Source organism: Chryseotalea sp. (assembly GCF_057350905.1).
In genome coordinates, this window is sequence record NZ_JBMRCF010000008.1 from 60,230 (window position 1) to 86,502 (window position 26,273).

Genomic DNA, 26,273 nt, shown 5'->3' on the forward strand with positions numbered 1-26,273 from the left:
TGTTCAAATAGGTCTTGCTTTCATATTTCGGTCGTTTTACGGGCTAGTATTTTGCAAAATTTGAGAACATGAAAACCCAAGAACGTATGAATATTAGAAAATTACGAACAATCTTAATTGTATTTGCTGTGTCACTTCCATGCTGGTTAGTGGCACAAAATGATGTGATGATGCAGGGATTCTACTGGGATGTACCTGTAGATGCTGCAAACTTTAATGGAAATTGGTGGAACAACCTCAAAAACAAATCAACAACGCTTAAAAATGCTGGTATTAAAGGCATCTGGGTACCATCACCTGCCAAAGGTAATTTCGGTATCTATGATATGGGCTACGGTATCTTCGATCTTTATGATTTAGGCAATTATAATCAGAAAGGAACTACAGAAACCCGCTTTGGATCCAGAACTGAATTAGAACAAATGATAAGTCAGTTTCATACAGATGGAATTGATGTCTATGCCGATATCGTTTTAAACCATTTATATACAGGCGACAGCGAAGACCAGTCGAATCCTGCTGTAAAGCAATATGTTTTTGATGAAGCCTATCGCAATAGTCAGCAGTTCTCACCATACCCCACCAATGAAATACGTTGGGTAATTAAAAATGCTACGGCTGGTGATTATTACATTCAAATTCATGGTTATCATTTAGCGAGTACAGCAAAGGCAGAACGCGGTTATGATTTGCAAATTGACTTTAACAGCACCGGATTTAACAGCACCAATAGCTGGGAAGCGGAACCCAATAACGGAGGTGGAAATTTTAATACGTTTCCTGCCTCTGGTAATACTGTGCGTGGCCATATAGAAGTTGGCGATTTTGATGAGTACAAAATAACGGTAAGCGGTATGCGCGATGTAATTATTAAACTAACATCTCGCAAAGAAATTGCAAGTCCCTGGGAGTGGGCCTGGGCAGACCAGACCAATGGTTATTATCCGAAAGCCATCTGGAAAAACGGAACCAATATTGCTACTACATCACAGTTAGAGGCACACACCAACACTGGTGTAAGTTACGTTAATCACACCGGAACAGGTGAAGCTAATTTCAGCTGGACGTATAGCGATTTTCATCCGGTAGATAATAATGATTGGTTGGGCTATCCTGGCTCTGATGAAATTATTACGAACACTAAATTTTTTGGTAACGACCTCAACACATTCAATACAACGGTGGCTAATCGTTATAAAGACTGGGGAGTATGGCTCTCCAATCAAATTGGTTTTGATGGTTACCGGATGGATTTCGTGCGAGGATTTCAGGAGAGTTATGTTGCCGCCTGGGTGAATAACCTCCCTTTGAAAAATGGTAGTCAACGATTTATTGTAGGAGAGTATTGGGGTTCAGATTCCAGAATTAACGATTGGGTAAATGCTGTAGCTGGTTATGGAGCCGATGTGGATGGATTTGACTTCCCTCTGAAAAATTCTCTTACCTCTTTGTGTAATGGAAATGGTAGTGGTTTTGATATGCGTTGGTTAAATCACGCGGGTATGGTACGCAATAATGGAGGCCACGCACTCCCCGGAACATCCGTAGTTACCTGGCTGGAAAATCATGACACAGGTAAAGAGCACGATAAGTGGATTACGAAAGACTGGAAAATGGGATACGCTTACATTCTAACACACGAAGGTCGTCCTTGCGTATTTTATAATCATTATTTCGGTGATGTAATGACAGACTCACATAACTCAGCCTTAACTGTAACACCTGATGCTAACCTTGACACAGACATTCGCAAGCTTATTCATGTTCGCAAAACATATTTAGGCGGCTCACTTACTGTGCTTAGTCAGGTAGGCAATCCGTATCCTTCTGGCGATGCCTACAATGTATATGTAGCACGCAGAGCAGGCAACGGAACTAAGAGCGGAGCGATCGTAGTGATTAATAACCACGACTCGCAAACAAAGGGCATCTGGGTAGATGTAGCCCCTTCTGGTTGGGGCAGTTGGAGCAATCAAACATTGGTGAATGCATTTAACAATGCAGAAACGGTTATCGTTTATTCAGATGGCCGTGCGTATTTCTCGGCACCACCCCGCAGCTATGCGGTTTATGTTCGTCAGAGTGAGTATGTTCAATTCAACGATCCTGGTGTAAGAAGCAATACAAGCGAGACATTTGAAGACATTGATTTATTAAGAGAAGGCAATGATGATCCCGAGTTCCAGGTATGGGCTAATCCCGTTAAAGATAAAGTAAGTGTGTTGGTTTCAACGCCACACAATGAAGCGCTGCAACTTACTTTCTATACCACCAAAGGCGAGGCAATCATCAATTTGGAAGCGATGACAAATCGAACTACAGAAATAGATTTCTCCATGTACCCTAAAGGAATGTATATTCTAAAGGCATCAACAGGGCCAGTAACACGAACGCGAAAGTTGATTAAAGAATAAAAAACTGATCTAATAAATAAAATGGACTGGTATTACCAGTCCATTTTTTTGTATTTCGAATTAAATTTTTTTTTAAAGCGACAATAATTTGTAAATACTAACGGTCGACATCGCGGCCATCATTACAACAACAACCCAACCCAGTATCTTCATCCAAACAGGGTGCTGATAAGCACTTTGCGCCAAGCGCTTTTTGCTAGCTGCTACTAATACAATAGTAAGTGCAATCGGCAAAATAAATCCATTCACCGCTCCTGCAATAATCAGCAAACTAACCGGCTGTCCAACCAACATAAAAATAATTGTCGAAATGAAAATAAAGCCAGAAGTAAAGTAACGCTGGTTCCTTTCAATAAAAGGATGCAAGCTTCTTAAAAATGATATCGAAGTGTAAGCACAACCCACCACTGAAGTAATGGCGGCACTCCACATAACTACTCCAAAAAATTTATAACCAACACTGCCTGCAGCCTCCTGAAAGACGGCAGCGGCCGGATTTTCTTTTGCTAAGACTACACCACCCGCTACTACACCAAGTACTGCAAGAAATAAAATGATACGCATCACACCCGTAATCACAATACCACTTACAGCACTCCTTGTTACTTCTGTAAGATTTTCAGCTCCGCTAATACCTGCGTCTAATAGACGATGCGCGCCCGCAAAACTGATATAGCCGCCTACTGTACCCCCCACAAGCGTTACAATGGCCAGCAGATCAATTTGCGCAGGCACAAAGGAATTTCTCGCGGCCTCTGCCAAGGGTGGATTCGATGAAATAGCAATGTAGAGTGTCAATAAAATCATAACGACACCCAACGTTTTGGTAAATACATCAAGGGCTTTTCCAAATTCTTTCAACCAAAAAATAAAAAGTGCCACAGCTCCGCTTATTAAAGCACCATAGGTTACCGGCATACTGCTGATCACGTTCAATCCTAATCCACAGCCACCCATGTTAGCCACGTTAAAAACTAAACCACCAAACACAATTAAACCTGCCAATACATAACCCAATCCAGGGACTACTTCATTTGCTAAATCTTGAGCACGTTTTTTTGTCATGGTTAATACCCGCCAGATATTTAACTGCACAACAATATCAAGGAGTATAGAAACTAAAATAACAAAGCCGAAACTGGCCAATAATTTCTCAGTAAACACAGTGGTTTGCGTAAGAAAGCCCGGCCCAATAGCTGAAGTGGCCATCAGAAAAGCGGCTCCCAAAATAGCGGATGAGGTTTTTGCTTTAGTCAAGTTGTGGTGTGTGAATATAAATCAGATTACTTAATAAAAAATCATGAATAGCCTTGGCAAATGGCAAGGCATGTTGTCCATCACCATGTAAACAAATTGTATCAACCGCTAAAGGAATTGATTTACCAGTATACGATAAAACATTTTTATGCTTCACCATTTGCATAACCTGTCGAAGAGATTCTCCCTGATCACTTATCAGTGCATGCTTTGCGGTGCGTGGGGTAAGCGTTCCATCATCCTGATATGTTCTGTCAGCAAAAACTTCATTGGCAACATGTAGGCCTGCCAACTTTGCCAGCGTTATGGTTAAACTACCGCTAAGACCATATACAATTAAATTTGGATTCAGGTCTTTAATTACGCGTATAAGCACCTCACTCATGCGTTCACTTTTTGCACTCATATTATAGAGCGCACCGTGTAGCTTAATGTGATGAAGATTCGCCTGCATAACGTCACAATACTTTTGAATCAACACAAGCTGATCCGCTATCAAGTCATACAATTCATCATCAGCAAGATGCATTTCTGTTCTTCCAAAATTTTCTCTGTCGAGAAAACCCGGATGTGCCCCGATGGCCACCTTATGCTGCAGGCAGTATTCAATTGTACGTTGTATAGTGCTTTCATCACCGGCATGGTATCCACAGGCAATATTAGCACTGCTGATGTACGCCATCAGCGCCTTATCATTTGGCATACCTTCACCTAAATCACAATTGAGATCTATGCTCAATGTTGTCATGCAATCAAATCGTTTGCTTTTAACTGATACATTGCTCCGCTGGCTAATTGTTGAAGCCATCGCACTTGTCCAAGATAGGCTTCTTCTGCCACTGCCAAAGAAACTACTTCAAAAGAAAATATTTCACCAGGTCGTAATTGTGCAACAGCACTGCGGTCTGCACTGATTACATGCGCAATGCGCGGATAACCACCTGTTGTCTGGTGATCGGCCATCAAAATAATGAGTTGCCCGTCAGGCAAAAGTTGTAAAGTACCAAAGCTAACGGCTGAAGAGATTAACTCATCTTTTACCTGTCTGCTTAGTTTTTCTCCTTTTAACTGGTAACCCATGCGGTCACTTTCCTTACTAAGCACATACGCATGTTTAGTAAATATTTTTTGAGAGGCTTTCGTTTGCCAGTTCCATTCCCTTCCTGTAATCACCCTGATCTTTTCTTTTGAAAAAGATAACCCACTGGTATTAGCTAACCAAGGTAATAGGCGCGTCTCCGTTATTTTATTGAAAACTGTTTTGAAATAAATCTTGTCTCCTTTTTTTAACCTTCGCCCCTGCCACCCACCAGCATTTATTTTTAAATTGGTGCTGTAGCTAGCCTTCCACTTGTCTAATACAAAGCCACCTTGTACGGCCAGGTAAGCATAGCTTCCTGTTTTCCATTTTGTAAATGACAATACACATCCCTCCACCACTACAAAAGGCTTATGTACAGACAAAGGCTTATCATTGAGCACGGCCCCAAAATCTGCTCCTGCTAAACACAATAAAGCAGCTTGATTAAAATAGATTACCGGGGCTGGAAAGGAAAATTCCAGTACCGCTTCCGTTGTATGATTACCTACTAATGCATTGGCCACTTGCATCGCTGCCAGATCCATAGCACCGCTTACATTAATGCCTACGTGTTGCCATCCAAAGCGACCCTTGTCCTGGAAGCTGTCTTGTATACCTGCCTTATGAATAAGTAGACTCATGCCTGAATAGAAACTGGTTGTTGTTGCTGCATTTCGTTAAATATGTCTTTATCGATTGCATAGAAGTGAACTTCGTCACCAGGTTGTAATAATACAGGTTCTTCTTTTTCAAGATCAAACATATTCAAAGGTGTTCGTCCGATGATATTCCAGCCACCCGGTGAATCAAATGGATAGATACCCGTTTGAAAACCTGCAATGCCTACACTGCCTTTGGGTACTAATGTTCGCGGCTTATCCAATCTGGGTGATGCTATGCGAGGATCAACACTACCCATGTATGCAAAGCCCGGCAGAAAACCAATCATATAAACAAAGTAACTTCTTTCAGTGTGCAAGGCTATCAACGCTTCATCAGTAAGTTTCATGCACTTACAAATGTTTGCACTATCTAGAGCAAAATCAGGGTGGTAACAAACGGGAATACGCACTTTTCTGCATTCCCTAATTTGAGTTTCCGTGGCAAGTTCAGCAACCGTCCTTATTTTTTTCACTTGTACTTCATAAGGTGATCCGGACTGTCCAGCCAGTTGCTTCGCGTCAAACACAATAGTTACCGAAGCATAAGCCGGAATGATATCCAGCCAGGATGGATCGGCATTTTTACGTAAGGCATGGTAAAGTGAATAAATTACCTGGCTCAGTTCCTGGCTTATGCTGTTGCCAAAACTGACTAAAACGGCCTGATCGCCCAAAGGATGAAAAACTAATTCATGGTTCATTCTGCGCTAAAAGATACACTAAAAAGATTTTAGGGCATATATTCTACAAAACTGAAACATATTAATTACTTTCACGTTTGTAGAACTTATAAATCCTCAGTCATGAAAGGAAATTATCTTGGTGAGTTAGAAGAATTGGTTTTGTTAACCGTGGGCGTGCTCTATCCTGAAGCCTATGGTGTTGGCGTTATGGACGAACTGGAAAATCAAACCGGACGAAGTCTCAATATCAGTGCAGTACATGCTGTGCTCACCCGTTTAGAAGAGAAGGGTTATGTGAAATCAAAAATGGGAGATCCTTCGCAAGAGCGGGGCGGACGTAGAAAAAGAATCTTTCTCTTAACAGCAGCCGGAAAAAAGGCGCTTGAAGAAGCAAACGAAATGCGAAACCAACTTTTCAATCAGATACCAAAAATCGCATTACAATTTAGTTATTAGTTGATGGTAGCTAATTACATAACAATCATTTAATGAAATCACGACTAAGTAATGACCAACAACGATCAAGCTCACCACCCAAATGGGCTGATCGTTTTCTAATGTGGTACTGCAGGGCTGATTTATTGGAAGAAATTCAAGGTGATGCATATGAACTATATGCCAGAAAGGTAAAGGAAAATAAATTTCAGGCTGACCTTCAGTTCATTTGGAATGTGCTGCGTTTTTTTCGAATCAAAAATATTGCAAAGATAAAAAGTACAACCCCAGGAATTATGTTAAAAAGTTACCTTCTCATCGGACTACGTAATGCTCTGCGCAATGGTGTTACTTCCTTCATCAACTCTTTCGGTTTGGCAGTGGGCATAGCAGGCGCTATTACGATCTTCATTTTTGCTGATCAGTTTCTTCACACAGACGATTTTCAACTTAAGCGCGATCGAATATACCAGGTTACCAATGTAGTAAACCGCGACAGCCACACCGTAACACTAGGCGATGTACCCATGGCCTTGGGTGAAGCCTTGCAAAACGATGTTCCCGGCATTGAAAAGATAGTGCGTATGGAGTTAGGTGATGGAGCTGTTCGGGTAGCTAACACTGTGTTTTCTGAGCAACTTTATTTTGTTGACAGCTCATTCTTTTCTGTATTCAATTTTCCTTTTGTTGAAGGAGATGCAAGTGCATTGGATCGCAAAAAAAGCATTGTGATTACACAAAAAATGGCCACCAAATATTTTGGTGACAAAGCTTGTCTTGGGGAAACCCTGTCCATAAAATTCGATGCCGATCATGTGGAAGAGTTTACGGTTACTGCAGTGGTGGATCAACCAGCCAATAATACGATCTACTTCAATTTTCTATTACCCATTGATGTATACTTTGACTTACGCAAGGAGCAGGTAAACGATTGGCGGTATTTAAGCGATGGTTTATTTGTATTAATGCAGCCTAATCACAAAGGTGAGGAGATGGAAAGTACACTACAACGATTGGTAAGCCTACAACATGCATCATCTCCAGAATGGCTGACGGAAAAGTTTAAGGTGTATTCGTACGAGTCACTCAGTAATCAGGCACATGAAATAGAAAGCGGTTTGGCTGGTCCTGGCAATCCCGAAGGCGTATATGTTTTATGTGTTATTGCTTTTGTATTACTCATGCTGGCATGTTTCAACTACATGAACATATCTGTAGCGACTGTCAGCACACGATTAAAAGAGATTGGCATTCGTAAAGTGATTGGCAGTTCACGGCAGGAAATTATGAAGCAATTTATAATCGAGAGTTTTATGCTCTGTACTTTCTCCTTGCTTATCGGACTTGTAATCGCTTACTTCTTCTTTATGCCCTGGCTTAATGCAATCATGGATTATGAGATTCCTTTTGCATTCTCCTCTGCTAAATCCTTGGTTTATTTTTTCACCTCCCTTTTGTTATTAATCGTTATTGTCTCCGGGGTTTATCCTGCAGCCTATATATCCAATTTCAAACCGGTCTCCATCTTGAAAGGAAAAGAAAAATTCGGACAACGCAGTATTTTTAGTCGTGTGTTACTCACAGTACAATTTGTACTTTCTTTCATGACCATTGTAGGCTGCTTTGTTTTTATTGATAACAGTTTTTATCTGAGCAGAAAAGATTGGGGTTACAACCATGATCAAAATATTGTGATTCCGCTTGCATCATCAGCACAATACCTGCCTTTACGGGATCTGTTGAATACACAAAAGCATATAGTGAATTACGCTGGCTCAAAAGATCATATTGCCTGGTGGAATCCCCGTTCGTCTGTGGAGCAAGCCGGTCAGCGATACGAAATTGTTTCCTATAAAGTAGGTTTTGATTATCTCGAAACCATGAATGTTCGTCTGAAAGAAGGGCGACTTTTTAATAAAGAGATCCAGTCTGATGCTGTTGAGTCGGTAGTGGTGAATGAAAAATTTGTTTCAACCATGGGTTGGCAAAAACCCATTGGCCAACTCTTTGAGTATGACAGCATCAAGCGAGTAGTTATTGGTGTGGTGCAAAACTTCCATTACGATGATTTCTACCGCGATATCCTTCCTGTTATGTTCAGCATAGCACCAGAAGAAAACTACAATTACATGAGCATAAAGGTTGAAGCGGGAAACACGCTGGCCACAGAAACCTGGTTGCGTGAAGCCTGGAAAAAAGTAGCCCCGGATGATCCTTATGAAGGTGCACTGCAAGACAAAGCGTTTTCCAACTGGAAGCGTAATAACGGTCAGGAATTAAAATTACTAAGTTTCATAGCCACGCTGGCTACACTCCTCTCTTGTCTTGGTTTATTTGGTTTGGTATCTTATAATATTACCCGTAGATTAAAAGAGTTTAGTGTACGCAAAATTTTTGGTGCCAATACATACAAGTATTCCGGTTAATGAGTCTTGACTATGTATGGATACTCTCTATTGCTTGCATCATCGGAGCCCCTACAGGTTTCTTTTTGATGGATGCCCTGATACATCATATTTACAAGGACCCTCAAACGGCAGGTCCGGCACCTTTTGTCATAGCCGTATTACTGATGATTGTGACTGTGGCTATCACCATTGGTTCGCAAATGAAACGTGTGGCAGAAGAGAATCCTGCTAAAACCCTTCGTTCGGAATGAAATACAAACCACCAGTATGGGCTGATAAATTTCTGCAATGGTATTGCCGTGTTGATTTGTTAGAAGAAATACAAGGCGATGCTTATGAAATCTACTATAGGCAGGCTAAAAACAACAAGCGGTTTGCTGACCTTATGTACTGCTGGAATGTGATGCGATTTTTCAGATTAAAGAATATTCGAAAGCGAAAGACCCATAGCTCATACGTTAACCTGATTCATTTTATGATTATCCTTAAAAGTTATTTTCGGTCTGGTTTACGTAATATAACGCGTCACCTTACGCACTCCACCATCAATATCGCAGGGCTTTCTCTTGCTATTGGTTGCGCCATCAGCATTTTTCTATTAATCGATTCATTTTATAACTTAGATAATTTCCATGAAAAAGGTGACAGACTCTTTTTGTTAACCAGCGAAGTTAAGTCAGGTGACGAAACTGAAACTTGGGCGCGAACACCTTATCTATTAGGGCCTGCCCTGCAAATCGGGCAGACTGGTGTTGAATCAATCGTGCGTATACAGCGCATCAGTGATTTGAGTGTACGCTATAACGAGCATGTATTCTCTGAAAACGTCTGGGCTGTCGATAGCACTTTCTTTGATGTTTTTAGTTATCCGGTTTTATCTGGCGCTACGAAGCCGCTGGCTGATAAAAAAAGTATAGTGTTGAGTCACGAAAAAGCCATTCAATACTTTGGCACAAGGGATGCGATTGATAAAGAACTATCTGTCAAATTCTCATCAGGAGAAATTATCACGTTCAGAGTGAGTGCCGTTGTGGACAACCTCTCCGATAAAGCAAGTATGCATTTTGGTTTTCTGATCCCTATCGAATATTGGGAGGAACAGAAAAGTGAAGGCTTTATTAATTGGGCATCCTGGTCGAGATCCACTTTTGTTGTGATGAAAGAAGGACATGACCCTTCTTCCTTAGAAAAATCGCTTGTCCCCTATCAAAAACTTCAAAATGAAGCTAACACCAGATTTCAGGTTAAGGATATGAATTTTATCCCTATCTCAGACATGGCTGCAGAAAGTTATGCCATCGTTGATAGTTTATCCTGGGATTTACACCCCGTAACTATTATTGCAGTGGGCACCATCGCAGTGTTTCTTTTGCTTCTGGCCTGCTTCAATTATATGAATGTAGCCATCGCATCGGTGTCCCTTCGATTAAAAGAAATTGGTATTCGTAAAATGATTGGCAGTAATAAATCGCAGGTAATTCTTCAGTATATGGTAGAAAATCTTGTGCTTTGCACAATCTCTTTGATCACTGGCCTTGCACTTGCCTATTTATTTCTTGTGCCCGCCTTTAACTCATTGTATCCCATCACCATTCCCTTTTCTTTCTCTTCTACCTCAACCATGATTTTGTTTTTTGGTGGTGTGTTACTAGGTATAGCTTTACTGTCAGGTGCATATCCGTCATTGTATGTTTCTTCGTTTAATGCCGTTCATATTTTAAAAGGGAAAGAAAAATTCGGAAGTAAAAGTCTTTTCAGTAAGGGCATGCTGGGTTTTCAGTTTGTCATTTCTTTCACCACCATTATTTTCTCCCTACTCAGCATCAGCAATAAAGATTATTTTGAGAAGAAGGATTGGGGATATGATTACCACGATTTGAGTTATTTTCCTATTCATGGAAAAAAACAATATCTGGCGTTGAGTGATTTGTTGTCGCAGCAAAAGGATGTTATTCGTTTTGCCGGAGCTGCTTCACATATCGGTGTTGATGATGAGTTGACTAATGTACAGGGAAATGATATTAATTTTCAGGCTACCCGCTTTCCAATAGGGTTTGACTATTTGGAAACGATGAACATACGATTAAAAGAAGGCAGGTTTTTTAACGCTGCTAATGAAGCTGATCGGCATAATGGCGTTGTGGTCAATGAAGCCTTTGTTAAGAGAATAGGCTGGGCTGATCCTGTAGGGCAGCAAATTACTTTTCATGGAATGAATTTTACCGTTATTGGTGTGACTTACAATTTCTATTATGAAGATTTTGATAAACCACTTGACCCGGCAATCCTTCACATAGACACAGAGGAAAATTTTAATTTCTTTGTGGTGAGTAGTGAGCAGGGAAGCTCTGATAAAATTGTAAAACTCGTTCAAAGTAATTGGAGCACTCTCGCACCCGATGATCCTTATCTTGGGGCAACACAAAAAGAAGTTTTCGCCAGTTTCTATAACAGCAACAAGTCGGACAGCAAGATTATGTATTTTATTTCCATGATTGCCCTTGTGCTGGCCTGCATGGGACTATTCGGATTAATCTCTTACAATCTCTCCAGAAGAATGAAAGAGTTTAGCATAAGAAAAATTTTTGGTGCTAACTCTTTTACGATTTTCAGATTAATGAGTCAGGAATATATGATCGTAATTGCTTTTGCCTTTATGATGGGTACAGTACTTGGCTATTACCTCATTTCAGCACTAAATGTGGCCGTTTACCCGGATCACATTCCGCTAAAATCCTGGCCAGTGCTGGCAACATTTGTATTAATGCTTATCTCATTGGCTTTAACTATTATTTCTCAGCTATTGAGAGTGGTAAAGGAAAATCCGGTAAAGACGTTGAGAGCAGATTAAATTAATTAATGATTCGATGATGTGCTGATTCGTTGATAATCTTAGTTGTGTTCACGCAACTGATCCAGCATGCGGTTAAGTTCCTTAGCTTCGGTTTTGCTCAACTTATCCATGATGCCTTTCATCAAACCTGCCTCAGCATCCAACTTCTTGAGTAAAGTCAAGCCTTTGTCTGTAATAGAAATATCTACTTGTCTGCGGTTGTCCTCACATATTTCTCGTTGCACCAGATTTTTCTGTCTCAGTTTTTCTACAAGCCTTGTGCAGTTGCTGCTCTTATCAATCATGCGACTGGCCACTTCGGAGAGCATGAGTTTTTTTGGATGACTGCCGCGAAGTATACGCAGCACGTTAAACTGCTCCGGTGTGATGTCGTATTTTTTTAGATAGGAGGCGTTTATACTATGCAACCAACTGCTGGTAAACATGATGTTGATAGCAGCCTTATGCTGCTCGCTGTGAAACTTATCCTGCTTGATATCCTCCTCTAGTGACATATTTCAATAACGTGAAAATACAAGTAATTGTTGTACATACAAGTATTTAGACCGAATTATCCTTGCATTGCTGCTCAGATCATTTCATTTTTGAAGGATAATTGATGAAGTTTTGATAGAACGGTTTAACAGGTTAGCACGCGGTATTATTTTTTTAAGGCATCACCTGAGTGACAAACAATTTCTGATTGTCAGCAGTATTGTGGTGGGGCTCTTATCGGGTGGCGCTGCTGTTATTCTTAAGTCTTTTGTGCACAGCATTCAACACTGGATTGAGCGTTATTCGTATGAAGATTTTTTTCTGGTGATTTTCTTCCCGCTTGTGGGCATTGCTTTCACCGTTTTGCTCATCAACACTGTTTGGAAAAACTCTTTCAAAAAAGGCAGCGCTGAAATTACCTATGCCATCACTAAAAAATCAAGTCAGTTACCCATAAGTCAAACTTATTCACACATCATCACCAGTGCCATTACCGTTGGCTTTGGGGGCTCCACCGGCTTGGAGTCTCCGATGGTAAGCACAGGTTCTGCCATAGGCTCCAATGTAGCGCGCGCTTTTCGTTTATCGTATAAAGAAAAAACAATATTATTGGCTTGTGGCGCGGCAGCCGGTATTGCTGCTGCCTTCAATTCGCCCATAGCCGGTGTGTTGTTTGCCATTGAAGTATTGTTAGCAGATATCAGCGCTGCTGCTTTTATTCCTTTAATTATTGCTGCTGCAACAGGCGCTTTGTTGGCTAAGATTGTTTTAACGGAAGGCGTTTTGCTCACCTTTACCCTGGTATCGCCCTTCGATTATCACAACACACATTACTATTTACTCCTCGGACTTCTATCCGGTTTTGTTGCTTTATATTATGCCAAATCATTTGAGTTTGTACATGATATAATGAAGAATATCAAAAGAATCTGGCTCAGGGTTTTGATTGGTGGTATACTCTTGGCAGGTTTAGTGGTGTTGTTCCCTTCCTTATTGGGTGAGGGTTATGAATCAATCAAAAGCTTATCTAATCTGAATACCCAAACCATTTTTGATAGAAGTATTATCTCCCATTGGGTGAGCAGTGAATATGCTATTCTTTTGTTTTTAGGTTTGGTTGTTTTACTTAAATCGGTAGCAGCAGCCATTACCATTGGTAGCGGTGGTAACGGAGGCAGCTTTGGTCCTTCACTTTTTATGGGCGCTTACCTGGGTTATGTCTTTGCACGTTTACTTAACATGCTGTTAGGTACTGATATTCCAGAAGTAAATTTCGCACTGGTGGGTATGGCGGGTATGCTCAGTGGAGTTTTTTATGCACCCCTTACTGCTATATTCCTGATTGCTGAAATAACGGGAGGCTATGGGTTAATTATACCCCTCATGATTGTCTCGGCCATAAGCCTGGCCGTTGCCAATTACTTCCAACCAAAAAGTATGGAGGGCAAAAAACTGGCTAAACTCCTGAATGCATCCATTGATGATCGCGATCAGTATTTATTAAGTCGCCTGGACTTGTCGCAACTGATTGAAACAAACTTCCTGACAATTAAGCCGAATGAAAACCTTGCAGCCTTACGTAAGGTTATCGCGGCTTCTACCCGAAATACATTTGCTGTTGTAAATGATGCGCAGGAGTTGGTTGGCATTATACAACTGGATGATGTGCGCCAGATCATTTTTTCTAACGATGCACCTGATACGCTAGTAAAAGACATGATGAACATCCCTACAGGCGAATTATGCCTGCAAGATAATTTGCAGACAGCCCTAAAGAAGTTTGACACTACAGGACTTTGGAATTTACCAGTTGTAGATAAGAAGCGCTATGTGGGTTTTGTATCAAAGTCTTCTTTACTGGCGAGGTACCGCCATGAGCTGATTCGTTCTGTATAAAACCTACTTCTCCAGACAGCCTTCGTAAAAGAGGTTTAGTTTTTGTACATCAGCGTTAAAAAGTTTATTCACTACTGCCGGATCAGTAAAAATGAGTTCTCTGGCAGCCTGGAGCGTGGTTGCTGCAATAATGATTATTCCCTTTTCAGCATACCGAGCACCCAGTTTAATAGTGCCGTTCTTGCGCCATTCAGAAAGATTGGAGGAGTGATCTTTAAAGTAATTCTGCTCATTTGGTTTTTTTCCAACATCCCAGGCGCTACCGGTGGTATAGGTAACGATGTATAAACTGTCCTGTGCCGGTTGACTCTGCGCTTTCAGCTGAAAGCCAGCCAGTGTTACCATGAGGAATAAATTAATCCAAAGTCTCATATAATAAAGGTGGGGAAATCGTTTTAACTAATAGGAAAACTAAGATACAATTCAGCATTGACATGCGACTAACCCAGATTTGGGGAAATAAAAAAACCTCAGTTTCCTGAGGCTTCTGTGGGAATTGAGTCCCGATTTTGATCGGGAGAAACCCCTGAAACTTTTATCAAAAAGATGCTATACTCCTTGTTATGAGCTTAAACGCACACCACTCAATTTTCCTGAAATGTGATAAGATTGAACATATCAAGTCCTTAGAAATTGCCGTTCTACTAACACTAATAAATAGTGTGCAGAACTATATGAACATAAAAAAAGCCTCAGTTTCCTGAGGCTGTTGTGGGAGTTGAGGGATTCGAACCCCCGACCCTCTGCTTGTAAGGCAGATGCTCTGAACCAGCTGAGCTAAACTCCCTTCGTTTTGGGACTGCAAAAGTAGTACAGTTTTTGATTTGTACAAATCTTGCCCAGCTTAACCAATAATTTTTTTAAAAAAACTACCTTTACTAGCCATTTTTTAAGCTTTGAAGATCGTAAAGAAAATTTTTCTGTATTTATCTGTCCTGTTACTTACCGTAACGCTGGGGCTAGCCATATCTGTTTACCTCTTTAAAGACAGGATAATTCAGCAATTTATCCGCGAAGCCAATAAAAATCTCAATACGCCTGTCAACATCGGCAAAATTGAGGTCACTTTTCTGGAAGATTTCCCCAACCTAAGCATTGTTTGCCTGGAGGTGACCATCGAAGACAGCTACCCCGGTCAGGAAGCGCTTTTCAAAGCCAAATCTGTCGCCTTTCAGTTAGACCCCTGGGAAGTATGGCAAGGTAACTACACCATTAAGGGGCTTACCATCCGCGAAAGCGAGACCTTTTTAAAAATCAACCGGAAAGGTGAGACGAACTTCAATATTATTAAAGAACAAAAAACTGAAGAAGCGGGCGGAAGCATACAGCTTTCTTTAAAAAATGTAAGGCTTATTAGCAGCGAAGTGTCTTATGCTGATAAAAAATCTGATCAGGAGTTTGAATTTATCACAACGCAACTGCAGGCCAATATTGAAACCAAAGATGATATCTATTTGATTGCCGCCAAAGGAGATCTATCCACCGGGAAATTCAGGGTAGGTAAAACTGAACTGCTCACCAACAAGGACTTCATTGTTGAAACAATACTCCGTTATTTAGATGCAGACAGGCGATTGTATATCGATCCGAGTACGCTGCAACTTGGTCTGGCATCGTTTCTGGTAAAAGGTGAGTATGCCTGGAAAACTAAAAACAATATTGATCTGCAGGTTGAAGGTCAGCAGACAGATATCCAGACACTCTTATCGCTACTGCCACAACAGAGTACTGAGGCATTGAAGCAATACCAAAGTGCTGGAGATGTTTACTTTAAGGGTGCTTTGCGTGGCGAAATCAGTGAAAACAAAAGCCCAGCCGTTTCGGTGGAGTTTGGCTTTAACAATGCCACCATTTCGCATCCCGCATACAATGTAAAAATAGAAGGAGCAACACTCAATGGCTCTTATGCCAGCGATGACATACTCAACACTGCTCAGGCTGCACTTGTGCTCAATGACATCAGTGGTTCATTGAATGGTGAAAAGTTTACCGCTAAACTGATTTTTCAAAATCTGCAAAGCCCGGATGTGATTCTCCAATTTAATGGAAGACTTGATGCCAATGCCATTATAAGCTTCTACCCTATTCCTGCCATAAGTGAAGCCAGTGGCAGTGTCTTAGCCAATATTGCCTTTGAAGGAAAACCCGAATGGTTAAAGTCGAAAGCCACAGCACAAAAAGCTACGGCAACCGGTTCCATAGAATTAAATGATTTAAGTTTTGCCTATGGCGAAGGTAAAGTGCCTGTTAAAAATCTGAATGGCACTTTACAGTTTACCAACAATGACCTTGCCTTGAGTGGTTTACGTGGAAGTGTTGGCAGTAGTGATTTCGTAATGGACGGTTTTTTCAAAAACATCATCACCTTCCTCCTATTCGAAAACCAACCCATTGGCATTGAAACCGATTTACAGGCACACTACATTGACCTTGATGAATTATTTTCATTTGGATTTAGTACACAACAGGCAGGTAAAGAATACGAGTTCAGCATATCACCTAATATTTATTTAAATTTTAATTGTGAAGTAGACCTGCTTAATTATAAACGTTTTAATGCACGTGATATAAAAGGTGATCTGTTGGTTAAAAATCAGGTGGCTGTATCACGCAGTCTTGCACTGAAAACCATGAATGGAAGCATGACCATGAATGGCATTATGGATGCCACCAATGCTAAAGCCATTGATGTAGTCAGTTCTTTTTCGTTAACAGATATTGCAGTGGACAGTATCTTTTATGTATTTGAAGATTTTGGTCAGGATTTTATTCAGGCGAAACATTTAAAAGGGCTTACCACCGCCAGTGTTGAACTCGAAATGACCCTCGACCAACACTTACAACTTTTCTCCGAAACCTTGATTGCCGATATCAGCGCCACTATCCGCAAGGGAGAACTCAATAATTTTGAGCCGCTACAGGCCATGAATAAATATTTAGATGACGAAGGATTGGCACAGCTTCGTTTTGCAGAACTGAAAAATGATATACACATCGAAAATAAAACCATTTATATTCCACAAATGGAAATACGAAGCAACGTAACCGCTATGCAATTGAGTGGCACGCACACTTTCGATCAGCAATTGAACTACCGTGTAGTGGCACCACTTCGCAACAAAAAGAAAATCAACATAGAAGAAGCGGGAAGTGCCTTAGAGGAAATGGAAGGTAAAACAAAAATTTATTTAAAAATTACTGGTACCACAGATGATTACAAAGTACAATACGACACAGAAGCTGTTAAGAAAAAATTAGCTAACGATTTAAAGAAAGAAGTACAAGAACTGAAAGATGCTTTCCGTCTGAAGGGCAAACAAAAGAAAAAAGAACTTGAAGTATCTGATGAGGAGTTTGATTGGGAGAAGTAGTTATACTACATCGTTACACATCCTCATTAGTCCAATCTTTACGGTAAAACCACTCATTCTTTGGAGTTAAATCATTTCTTTAGTATTCTGTGCCCAGCTACTATTATACATTGACACTATTCAACAGTTTTATTTCTATTATCCATACAGAATCTAAAACCCAGAGTTATTAAGTGATAGTTATGTTAAGTGTAATTGTGTAGTGGAACTTAACGGATAACAAAGGTAAGTGAGTGGCAAAGAAGAAAATGTTAAAGGTTTTATTCCCGCACATGGTGGTTATCGAAGCCTGTTCAGTTATCAGAAAGCTGAGATCATTTATGATGGTACTGTCTATTTCACCAATCGCTTTTTTAATAAATATGACCGTACTGTAGGGCAAATGGTGCAGGCGGCACGCAGTGGTAAACAAAACATTGCAGAAGCAAGTATGGCGTCAGGCACTTCTAAAGAGACTGAAATAAAACTAACCAATGTTGCTCGTGCCAGCTTAGAGGAGTTACAAATAGATTACGAAGATTTTTTGCGCACTCAAAAATTACCGCTTTGGGAAAAAGAACATCGCCTGGTTAATCGTTTGCGCGAACTCAACAAAAGTACTCCAAAACCCACTTACGAAACCTTTCAGAAAGCCATTGAGCACGAAAGTCCTGAGATTTGTGCAAACACTATGATTTCATTAATTAAAATTTGCACCTATTTGCTAAAACAGCAGATAAAGCAATTGGAAATTGCTTTTATCAAAGAAGGTGGTTTACGAGAGAGAATGACAAAAGCAAGAGCAGAAGAGAGAAGGAAGAAATAAAAATTAAGCAGAAGTTAATCTCGGGGCAGTAGCGACTCGAATGACAACGTCCCACTATGTCGCTCTTGTCCCAAGAAAAAACAACAAACTATTGGTGTTGACAATTTACAATAGACATTTTACCTTCCATAATACACAAAAGGCGCCCAATAATTAGGGTGTTTAAACTGATCGCCAAATTCACCTTTAATAAACTTTCTTTTTAAGTCGTTGATAACAGGAACGTACTCTTTTCCTTTCACACTCTCTTTGTACAAGCCTGTCATAAACTGCATGGTAGAGTTGTCGTTTACCGGCCATAACGAAACCAGTGCTGCATTGGAACCTGCTACCAATAGGGATTGCGTTAGTCCTGTTACACCCTCACCAGAATAAATTTTCCCCAAGGCTGTCTGACAAGCAGACAATACAGTTAAATCGCTTTGTATTTTAAGGTTTGCCAATTCATTAACTGTTAAGTAGCCATCTTCTCCTCCTTGCTCATTGGCAAAAATACTCATCGCAACTCCAGACAAATCAGGAATATCATTTACTACAAAACCATGTGTTGCCAGGTGCAGTATTCTATAATTTCCCAGCTGACCGTTGTTTGAGATTTCTTTTATTCTGTTTTCTGTCATTTGTGCTCCGGTAAATGCCTCTGCCCCGGGAACAACCGCTGCGATATTCTTTACTTCAATTAAAGTGCCCGGCAGTGCAGTCATGGCTTCTGTACCAAAAATTGTTGCATACGCCCTGCGTTGCGAGGTTTGCTTTTTTACGTTCTCTGCTACATCAATTTGCAGTTGATTCATATCCTTCTGCGTCTCATATGGCATTGGCTTGGCATTCATGTTTTCGAAAACAGCCCCGCCCATAGCCAACATATTTTTTCTATTGACGCTATAATTTCGTTGCTGTAATTGTTGTAATGCACCCACTGAGTGCAAATACTTGACATCATATTTCTCCACCAAGTATTTCCCATCGTGTGTCATCAAGGCTTCATAAGGCAAAAAGTTTAATACACCATCCGGTGAGATTAGAAGTTTCTTAATACCAGTCAATCTATTGATGACAGGCACGACCAGAAAGCGATAGTAACCGCGCAAATATTCTTGTAATACATTATCCGCCATACCAGGGCGTTCAAAGAATTTGCGTGTAAGCTGCGTTACCTTGTTGAAATCAGAAACCTGCACCCTTCTTTCCGGATCATACTCTTCTGCCTGCTCAACACCTGTGCGTTCGCCATGCTCTTTATTCATGCGATCGAGGTACTTGTCTTTGATGTCGCCTATAAAGGTATTGTCAGTGTGAAAAACAACTTGAGCAGCCTTTTTAGTGACTACTAAAATTATCACCTCATGTCCAGAAAAAAGTGAATACATCAGACAAGCTTCATCGGGTGCCAGCATATTCTGTAAATCATTGATGCTTGCCTTTTTCACAAGCTTTCCTCCTGCCAAACGCTCAGTTAAAATACGGCTGCGACTTCCTTCCATACTTTGAAAAGCTTTAGCCGGCTGATTGAGGTGGGCATAACTGGCAGTTAAAAATTCGTAAGCACTCGCTTGGGCCTGATAGAAACTCAGCTTGTCATCGTAGGATAAATTACCGATTTCTCTTTCGGCCAATCGTATTGATTCTTCAAAGGTCTTTGCTGCTTCTGCGTAATCTTGTCCCGTGTGATAAATAATAGCGCCATAATTATTCAGGGTTTCTGCTGCACGGTTATAGGCACCTATACTTTTATAATACTTAACTAATCCTCCCAGCGTTGTAAAGCACTTTTTTTGTCCGTCTAGGGTATTCAAGCGCAGGTAAGCAATAGCCAGGTAGTTGTACATACGGTAGCCCACATCTTCAAAATGATAACTGAAGGCATAGCGTTGCGCCATCTCTCCATAGTTTACCGTTTCAGTGGCAGAGAAATTACCCACCTTAAAGGCATTGACGAATACAGCTTCATAACCCAAAACAAGCGCATAACCAAAACCATATTTTTGCGCAAACTGCACAGTAAGCCCTGCTAGTGTTTTGGCTTCTTCGGGTTTATTTAAACCATCATAGGCAGCACTGGCTGAAAGCAAACCAAGTACATCGTACACATGCAAATCGCACTTCGTAGCCACTGTGGTGAGCTCTTCCACATATTGTATTACGCGTTCAAAGTTGCCTACAGCTTCGTATGATTTTATTAATTGGTACAACATGAAAGAAGCCAGCAATGCATTTTGCCTATAGCCATTTTTATAATAATAAGCATAACCACTTTGTGCTACTTCCAGCGCCTGACTTAAATTTCCATAAGCGCGTAACCAGTTTGCTGCATGACCATAAGCAGCCAGAGCCATTTCATGCCAGCCTTGTTGTTTATATACTGAAGCATAACGCTGTGCTTCTTTCATTAGGCCAGCCGAATTTTGGGCAGCCAGCTGTGCATAATGATTATTGACTTCATCCAGTGAAACATAGCGCTGTGTGATTACACTTTGCTGCGCCTCATACCAGCTAGCCAAATTATTGAAAACCGTAGTTTGATTAAGCACTTTACCAACAGAGACAATATCCTGCCGGGCTTCCTGCATGGTATAGTTAGCTGGAAATACCTTAAGGGATTCTTTCAAATAGCTTTGTGCTGATGCTTCATTCCCTTTTGCTGCAAAATATAAAGCACAGTTTACAAACATGGCATAGGAACTCGGGTCGAGTTGTAACCCAATGGTAATGTAAGGTCCTGCATTGTCGACCTGACCGAGGTGTAATAAATTATGCGAAGCCAGAATATAAACATTCAGTGTTTCAGGTAATGCCCCTCGTACTTTTTCTACTAATTCCTGCGAAGCTGCATATTTTTCTTCCTGCGACAGACTAAAGGCCTTTTGTATAAGACTGTCATAATACTGGGCCTTCAGTGTAGTAGATAAAAAAATGATGATCAAACCGAGTACAATCTTTCGCATAGCCTCTTAGTTACACAATACCGTATTGAATCGAACGCTGTTGCGACTCCTATTGCCATTACTGAATGTTTCGGTCGCTTCAATGTTCATCACACTTCCTTCTTTATAAGCTTTGAACTCAATAACTTTAAAAAAAGAACCACCTTCTTTCACCATCTCACCAATTTCTCGTTCCTGCAAGAGTTTACCCGCTGGATCGAATACGGCAACAAAGAAGCGTGAAATATCCTGCTGATTAATCTGATAGCGGTTCATCATTAATAAAGCGTAACCTTCACCACAATCGCTTAGCTGGCACATAGCCCACATTTGTTTATTACGCACATTCTCTGATACATATTTATAGAATGTCTTTTGCACAATGGGGTAAGATGATACATCTACTCCTTGCGCATTTTTCGGATCGAAGTAATAAGGAAAAGCAACGCGGGCAAACTGATTCAACAATTCCTGAAACTCAGGTGTAGTTTCTCGCTTGGTACTGGCATTCACATCGGCTGCTAAAAAAGCAGACTCATCGTCATACATTTCTTGTCTTCCGTTGGCGGGATCATACACCTGCACCTCATCAACTTTTATCTGTGTATTGCTGTTGGTCGTAATCCCTAACAGTGACCCGTAAGCATTTTTAATCTTAAGCTCGTGTACCTGCTTGTCGTTGATCAAGAATTTATAGGTGCTGCCTTTCTTAATGATGGTGAGTGAATTATAATCGTAGGGTTTAATTACCTGCGATTTTGATTGGCGATGTACCTCGTATTTTTTGCCAGTTCTTTCTGAAATTAAAAATTCTTTATCGTTATTATATACGAAAGAGAAATACTTATCTGCACCTGTGTTCATACTAAAGTGCAGACCGATCCAGGCAGTATGATCACCACCCATAAAAATCATGTTGGTATAATAGGCTACATCATCATCTTGGCTGATGTTAATTGATTTATATGTATGAATGGCTGTTGCCCTGGCATGCATTACTAAATGACCCTTTTCAATTACAATACTGTAATCGTTGCTTGTGCCTATGAATGGCCAATTTTGTTCATTAGACTTAAATCCTTCAAGTAAGTACGGCTCACTACCCTGGGCCCTGAGTACATCGGTTGCGAATGATGCGAATAATAAAAAAATGCCTGCAATTACTTTCATCGTTTCACTACCATGACGTTCGTAGAAATTTAAAAAAGACGCTGTTGCCAAGTCAACAGCGTCTTTAAGAGGGAGTCTTATTTATTTATCTAGATTAACACGCACGAACCAAAGCACGCTGCCCTTTTTATTCTCGCCAAGAAAGGTTACCTGATTTGTGTTTGTAAATTTCAAATAGTTTAAGGTGTTGTAGTGAACGAAGTTATCGCCTTTACCATACTCGGTGTACTTATCGAAAGTACCCGTTGTCAAGTTGATTTTACCCATTTTTGGAACAGCCAGTGGCTTCTCTACAATAAGGTCTAACTCTTTTACCTGCTTCGTGGCAACGTTATCGAAGTACGACCAGTATAAAGATTTACCATCCGAAGTGAATTCGAAAAACTGACCATCAGGCGAAGAACTCTTTTGTTTTTTGTTCATCGTGTATTGCGAAATCAACTGACCTTTGCCGTCAAAATGAAACATTACTAAATCTTCGTATTCACGACCGATTACCTGTCCTTTAGGGTTACGCATCATACCGTAATTCTGACCTGCCAAAATCATTTCTCCTGTTGGGCCAATGGAAGCTTTCGTAAATACAATACGTCTTCCATTATAAGGATCACCCTTTTTACCATCAGGTTGTGCCTTCAGTTTTGTTTTGAACTCCTCCATCGAAGTGCTGGAAACAAATTCAACCTTATTGTTTTTTACCTTGGCCAATTGGAAACGAGGCCATTTTTTCTTCTCATCAATGTAATCAAGCTTGTTGTGGTAAAAATCGTCTGCCTCATCATTAGAAGGACCATAGAAATAAACAGCACCATCCTCTGCCAACAGGAAGTCATCTATTTTCCAGATACTGTTCGGTGAAGTGAAGGTAATTTTGTCAAGGAGTTTGCCTTCGTAAGAAACACGTACATAAGTATATTCCGTTGCAGACTTGCCCCAAATTTTAGGCCCCGCATAACGCTTCTCTTTAAAAGTGGCAAACACTGCGATGTAGTCTGTTTTATCTGCATCTTCTTCTGAAGGATAGCCGTAAGAAGCTACTAAAGCCTGTGGTGTCTCAAAATTAATAGTTACATCAGCAAGCTTGGTCAGGTTAATATCGTACTTCAATACATGGAAATTCATCATGTGGTTGTAAGGGCCTTCTTTAACAGTTCCTTTTTCACCAGCCAAAATCATGGCTGTTCCATCATTCTGGTTTTCGATGTGATCATGATAGAATAATTTCTTATCATCATCTGTTTTCGCTTTCAACTTGCCCTCAACACTTACATTGAAGTCGTACATCAACTTAAGCCAGTTAAAGGAAAAACGTGTAACTTTTCTTTTCAGTACTAGCGTACCCATCATATTAGGTTCTACATACAAGCCTTCTACTTCATACGCTTCACCTTTATAACGTTTTGGCTTGTATTTGGCAGGCATATCCTTCTCCAGGTTAACTACCTCTTCGGATTCATTAACCAGATTAAAATTGTAATCGAAAGTGTAAGTAATGAACTTAGCCTGATTGCGTTTGGCTCTTACACGGTAGACAAAACTTAATTGTTGTTTTGCCTCATCATTTTCTACCAACTGGATAAACCCCTTCATAGCTTCTTTCGAAACTTCATGAGTCTTTTCGATATCAACGGTTTGGGCAAAAGTTGTGATGCTAAGCAATAGCAACACGAGCGTGACTTGGGTTCTCATACAGTAGCTGTTTAATGTTACGCTAATGTAGGGTTAGCGAATAGCCTACTAAATGCCCATACGTGGGTATTTAATATACCGTGCCCAGGGTATATTGTTGGATGAAAAAAGAATTTGCTTACTAAAAATACCGTGATCTGGGTAGACAGCTAGCTAATGGCCTCTTTTAAAAAAGTATTCAAAGGCATTATTTCTTTACAGGCAGCAGCGAGGTTTTTAACAAATTTTTTGTCTGTAACCTGCGCATCAGTAAAGGCATGCGAAACCACAAAACTCTTGTGTTGAAGTAAGTCGATATTTTCATGATCTTTCGGATATCCCTTTGGTGCAGTCTTTAATTTATCAAAGTCATCCAGGTCCTCGAAGTACTTTTTAAACGACTTGCGTTTCATAATGCCTAATAATTTATCAGGATTATAATCTATCTCTTGTCTGATCTTGGCTAATTTTTCTGCATCGGGCATGTACACACCACCGGCAATGAAACTTTTATTGCCAGGCTCCAGGTGAATGTAATAGCCAGGCTCCTGATCCATTTTTCCTTTAGGTGAAAAACCTGCACCCATGTTTACCTTATAGGGACGTTTGTCTTTACTGAAACGAACATCTCTGTAAATTCTAAACCCCATCTTACGCGGATTTAAACCACCAAGGCTCTCATCGAATTTTACCAATTCTTTATGAAATTCTTCCAAAAAATCTTCGAACTGCGCTTTTGCCTCCAGGTATTTAGGTTTGTTTTTTTCAAACCATTCACGATCATTGTTTTTAGCAATGGCTTTTAAAAATTTAAGTATAACAACTGTCTCCATGCTCGGGTTACTTTTTATTCTTGCCTAATTCTATCTTAACAAGGGAATAGTTATCTCAAAAACGCTTCCCACATGACGTTGTGAAGTAACGCTTATTGTACCATTTAGTTTCTGTACTGCCTCTTTAGTAATAAATAAACCTAAACCACTACCGGAAGAAGTATCGGATGCACGGTAAAACATATCAAAAATCTTATCCAAATGTTGGCTTAATATACCAGTGCCATTGTCTGTAACTGTGTATAACACTTTTTCGTTAGACTGGTTGGCTGATAATTTAATATACTGATCGGGTTTAGAGCCATCATGGTACTTAATTGCATTCCCAATAAGATTACTCAACATGGTTTTCCATCTATGCCTGTCAGTGATTACAACAAAATCGGGAGGTAATTCAATCTCAAATTTTATTTTACTCGCTCCGTCATTAAACTTCAAACTTTCAATAATTTCTTGTGTTAATGCAAAAAGGTTCACAGCTTCGGCAAGAGATTCCGTTCGTGTATTACGCGAATACTCAATGATATCTTTAATAAAAGCATCCTGTGTTTTGATGCGATCCTGAATCATGGCCATGTACTCCACCAGCTCCTCTTTACTGGTTGAAAACTTGGCCAGATTGGTTAGTCCTAAAATAGAACTTAAGGGCGATCGCAAATCATGAGATACACTGTAAACAAATCCATCTAACTCCTGGTTGAGTTTGGTAAGTTGAATATTTTTGTCACTAACTGCTTTTTCTTTTTCAATCAACCTGATTTCTGATTGTCGGTGCAAGCGTGCCAGAAAATATACAATCAGTATGGAGATGGTTACTGCGATAAGATAATTTAATGCCAGGCTCATCTGTATGTAGGCCATGGGGAGCTCTTTTACATAGGAGGCAAATAAATCAGTGAATCTAGAAATCAGAAACAGAAAAAAGGTGCTTAACACAATGCTAATGCTTGCCCATATATTTCTAAAACCTATGATGGCAAAAGGAACAATACTTAAAGGCACAAAAATTAAAATAACACCTGTCTCAAAAGGGTCGCTCACAGAAGCAAAGAAAATAGCGACACTGGCGCCCATCAAAACCAGAATTTTTCCAGCCAGAAATTTTCCAATTTTTATAAGCCACAGTGAAATGATGGGCGCAATAAAAATGACTGAATAAAAAGGCAGTGCAAAGTAAACACCATTGGCAAGATCCAGTGTGGTGTATATAAGCGATACCGCCATGGAGGTTATGCATAAATAAACAGTCAGGCGTAAACGCTTTAACTCACTCTCCGAAATGGAAGAGGGTAAATCCGTTAAAAGCCACGCTGAAATATCTTTGCTCAAAATAGGTTA

General features: G+C 40.3%; 19 protein-coding genes and 1 tRNA gene. 8 read left to right on the forward strand and 12 right to left on the reverse strand.

The window, feature by feature from the left end:
* Nucleotides 1-68 precede the first annotated feature (68 nt).
* On the forward strand, nt 69-2,414 hold the full coding sequence (locus ACO1XM_RS08595; protein WP_486227893.1) for a T9SS type A sorting domain-containing protein: 2,346 nt from the start codon (nt 69-71) through the stop codon (nt 2,412-2,414).
* A 72-nt stretch (nt 2,415-2,486) separates the two neighbouring features.
* Here ACO1XM_RS08595 and ACO1XM_RS08600 read toward each other — a convergent pair whose 3' ends face one another.
* Genes ACO1XM_RS08600 through pxpB form a run of 4 tightly spaced genes read right to left on the reverse strand, consistent with a single transcriptional unit; the run spans nt 2,487 to nt 6,115 of the window.
* Nucleotides 2,487-3,671, reverse strand: a complete 1,185-nt coding sequence (locus ACO1XM_RS08600; protein WP_486227895.1) for an NRAMP family divalent metal transporter — start codon at nt 3,669-3,671, stop codon at nt 2,487-2,489.
* A complete protein-coding gene (locus tag ACO1XM_RS08605; protein WP_486227897.1) occupies nt 3,664-4,419 on the reverse strand; it encodes a 5-oxoprolinase subunit PxpA in 756 nt (251 codons plus the stop codon). Before ACO1XM_RS08605 ends, ACO1XM_RS08600 begins: the two co-directional genes overlap by 8 nt.
* Entirely contained in the window at nt 4,416-5,393 is a 978-nt protein-coding gene (locus ACO1XM_RS08610) for a 5-oxoprolinase subunit C family protein (RefSeq protein WP_486227900.1), read from the reverse strand. The genes ACO1XM_RS08605 and ACO1XM_RS08610 overlap by 4 nt, the downstream gene beginning before the upstream one ends.
* On the reverse strand, nt 5,390-6,115 hold the full coding sequence (gene pxpB / locus ACO1XM_RS08615) for a 5-oxoprolinase subunit PxpB (RefSeq protein ID WP_486227902.1): 726 nt from the start codon (nt 6,113-6,115) through the stop codon (nt 5,390-5,392). The genes ACO1XM_RS08610 and pxpB overlap by 4 nt, the downstream gene beginning before the upstream one ends.
* 102 nt (nt 6,116-6,217) lie before the next feature.
* Here pxpB and ACO1XM_RS08620 point away from each other — a divergent pair, with 102 nt between their 5' ends.
* The 4 genes from ACO1XM_RS08620 to ACO1XM_RS08635 are packed head-to-tail and all read left to right on the forward strand — an operon-like array spanning nt 6,218 to nt 11,791.
* Entirely contained in the window at nt 6,218-6,553 is a 336-nt protein-coding gene (locus tag ACO1XM_RS08620) for a PadR family transcriptional regulator (protein ID WP_486227904.1), read from the forward strand.
* Nucleotides 6,554-6,585: 32 nt separating this feature from the next.
* The gene (locus ACO1XM_RS08625) at nt 6,586-8,958 is read left to right on the forward strand and encodes an ABC transporter permease (protein WP_486227907.1); all 2,373 of its coding nucleotides are present in this window, start codon (nt 6,586-6,588) and stop codon (nt 8,956-8,958) included.
* Nucleotides 8,958-9,191, forward strand: a complete 234-nt coding sequence (locus ACO1XM_RS08630) for a hypothetical protein (RefSeq protein ID WP_486227909.1) — start codon at nt 8,958-8,960, stop codon at nt 9,189-9,191. Before ACO1XM_RS08625 ends, ACO1XM_RS08630 begins: the two co-directional genes overlap by 1 nt.
* Nucleotides 9,188-11,791, forward strand: coding sequence for an ABC transporter permease (locus tag ACO1XM_RS08635; protein ID WP_486227911.1), 2,604 nt, complete (start codon nt 9,188-9,190; stop codon nt 11,789-11,791). The genes ACO1XM_RS08630 and ACO1XM_RS08635 overlap by 4 nt, the downstream gene beginning before the upstream one ends.
* A 41-nt stretch (nt 11,792-11,832) precedes the next feature.
* Here ACO1XM_RS08635 and ACO1XM_RS08640 read toward each other — a convergent pair whose 3' ends face one another.
* Complete coding sequence (locus tag ACO1XM_RS08640) at nt 11,833-12,288, reverse strand: MarR family winged helix-turn-helix transcriptional regulator (RefSeq protein ID WP_486227913.1); 456 nt, start codon at nt 12,286-12,288, stop codon at nt 11,833-11,835.
* A 112-nt stretch (nt 12,289-12,400) separates the two neighbouring features.
* Between ACO1XM_RS08640 and ACO1XM_RS08645 the strand changes: the two genes are divergently transcribed.
* Nucleotides 12,401-14,164: a chloride channel protein gene (locus ACO1XM_RS08645; protein WP_486227915.1), complete on the forward strand. Its 1,764-nt coding sequence runs from the start codon at nt 12,401-12,403 to the stop codon at nt 14,162-14,164.
* 3 nt (nt 14,165-14,167) lie between these two features.
* Here ACO1XM_RS08645 and ACO1XM_RS08650 read toward each other — a convergent pair whose 3' ends face one another.
* Together ACO1XM_RS08650 and ACO1XM_RS08655 are read right to left on the reverse strand one after the other, a co-directional pair.
* Nucleotides 14,168-14,536: a YciI family protein gene (locus ACO1XM_RS08650; protein ID WP_486227917.1), complete on the reverse strand. Its 369-nt coding sequence runs from the start codon at nt 14,534-14,536 to the stop codon at nt 14,168-14,170.
* A gap of 340 nt (nt 14,537-14,876) precedes the next feature.
* Nucleotides 14,877-14,951 (reverse strand) — tRNA-Val (locus tag ACO1XM_RS08655).
* Between the two features lie 109 nt (nt 14,952-15,060).
* Between ACO1XM_RS08655 and ACO1XM_RS08660 the strand changes: the two genes are divergently transcribed.
* Both ACO1XM_RS08660 and ACO1XM_RS08665 read left to right on the forward strand, forming a co-directional pair.
* Entirely contained in the window at nt 15,061-17,535 is a 2,475-nt protein-coding gene (locus tag ACO1XM_RS08660; RefSeq protein WP_486227919.1) for a hypothetical protein, read from the forward strand.
* 229 nt (nt 17,536-17,764) lie between these two features.
* Entirely contained in the window at nt 17,765-18,340 is a 576-nt protein-coding gene (locus ACO1XM_RS08665; protein WP_486227921.1) for a four helix bundle suffix domain-containing protein, read from the forward strand.
* Between the two features lie 119 nt (nt 18,341-18,459).
* Here the strand turns inward: ACO1XM_RS08665 and ACO1XM_RS08670 are convergent, their stop codons facing one another.
* The 5 genes from ACO1XM_RS08670 to ACO1XM_RS08690 all read right to left on the reverse strand — a co-directional run bounded on the left by ACO1XM_RS08670 (nt 18,460) and on the right by ACO1XM_RS08690 (nt 26,264).
* The gene (locus tag ACO1XM_RS08670; RefSeq protein WP_486227923.1) at nt 18,460-21,285 is read right to left on the reverse strand and encodes a CHAT domain-containing protein; all 2,826 of its coding nucleotides are present in this window, start codon (nt 21,283-21,285) and stop codon (nt 18,460-18,462) included.
* A gap of 6 nt (nt 21,286-21,291) precedes the next feature.
* On the reverse strand, nt 21,292-22,434 hold the full coding sequence (locus ACO1XM_RS08675; RefSeq protein WP_486227925.1) for a LamG domain-containing protein: 1,143 nt from the start codon (nt 22,432-22,434) through the stop codon (nt 21,292-21,294).
* 81 nt (nt 22,435-22,515) lie between these two features.
* Nucleotides 22,516-24,123 (reverse strand): hypothetical protein, encoded by a 1,608-nt coding sequence (locus ACO1XM_RS08680; protein WP_486227927.1) that lies wholly within the window; start codon nt 24,121-24,123, stop codon nt 22,516-22,518.
* A gap of 149 nt (nt 24,124-24,272) precedes the next feature.
* On the reverse strand, nt 24,273-24,935 hold the full coding sequence (locus ACO1XM_RS08685) for a DUF2461 domain-containing protein (RefSeq protein ID WP_486227929.1): 663 nt from the start codon (nt 24,933-24,935) through the stop codon (nt 24,273-24,275).
* Between the two features lie 30 nt (nt 24,936-24,965).
* Complete coding sequence (locus tag ACO1XM_RS08690; protein WP_486227931.1) at nt 24,966-26,264, reverse strand: sensor histidine kinase; 1,299 nt, start codon at nt 26,262-26,264, stop codon at nt 24,966-24,968.
* Nucleotides 26,265-26,273: the final 9 nt, after the last annotated feature.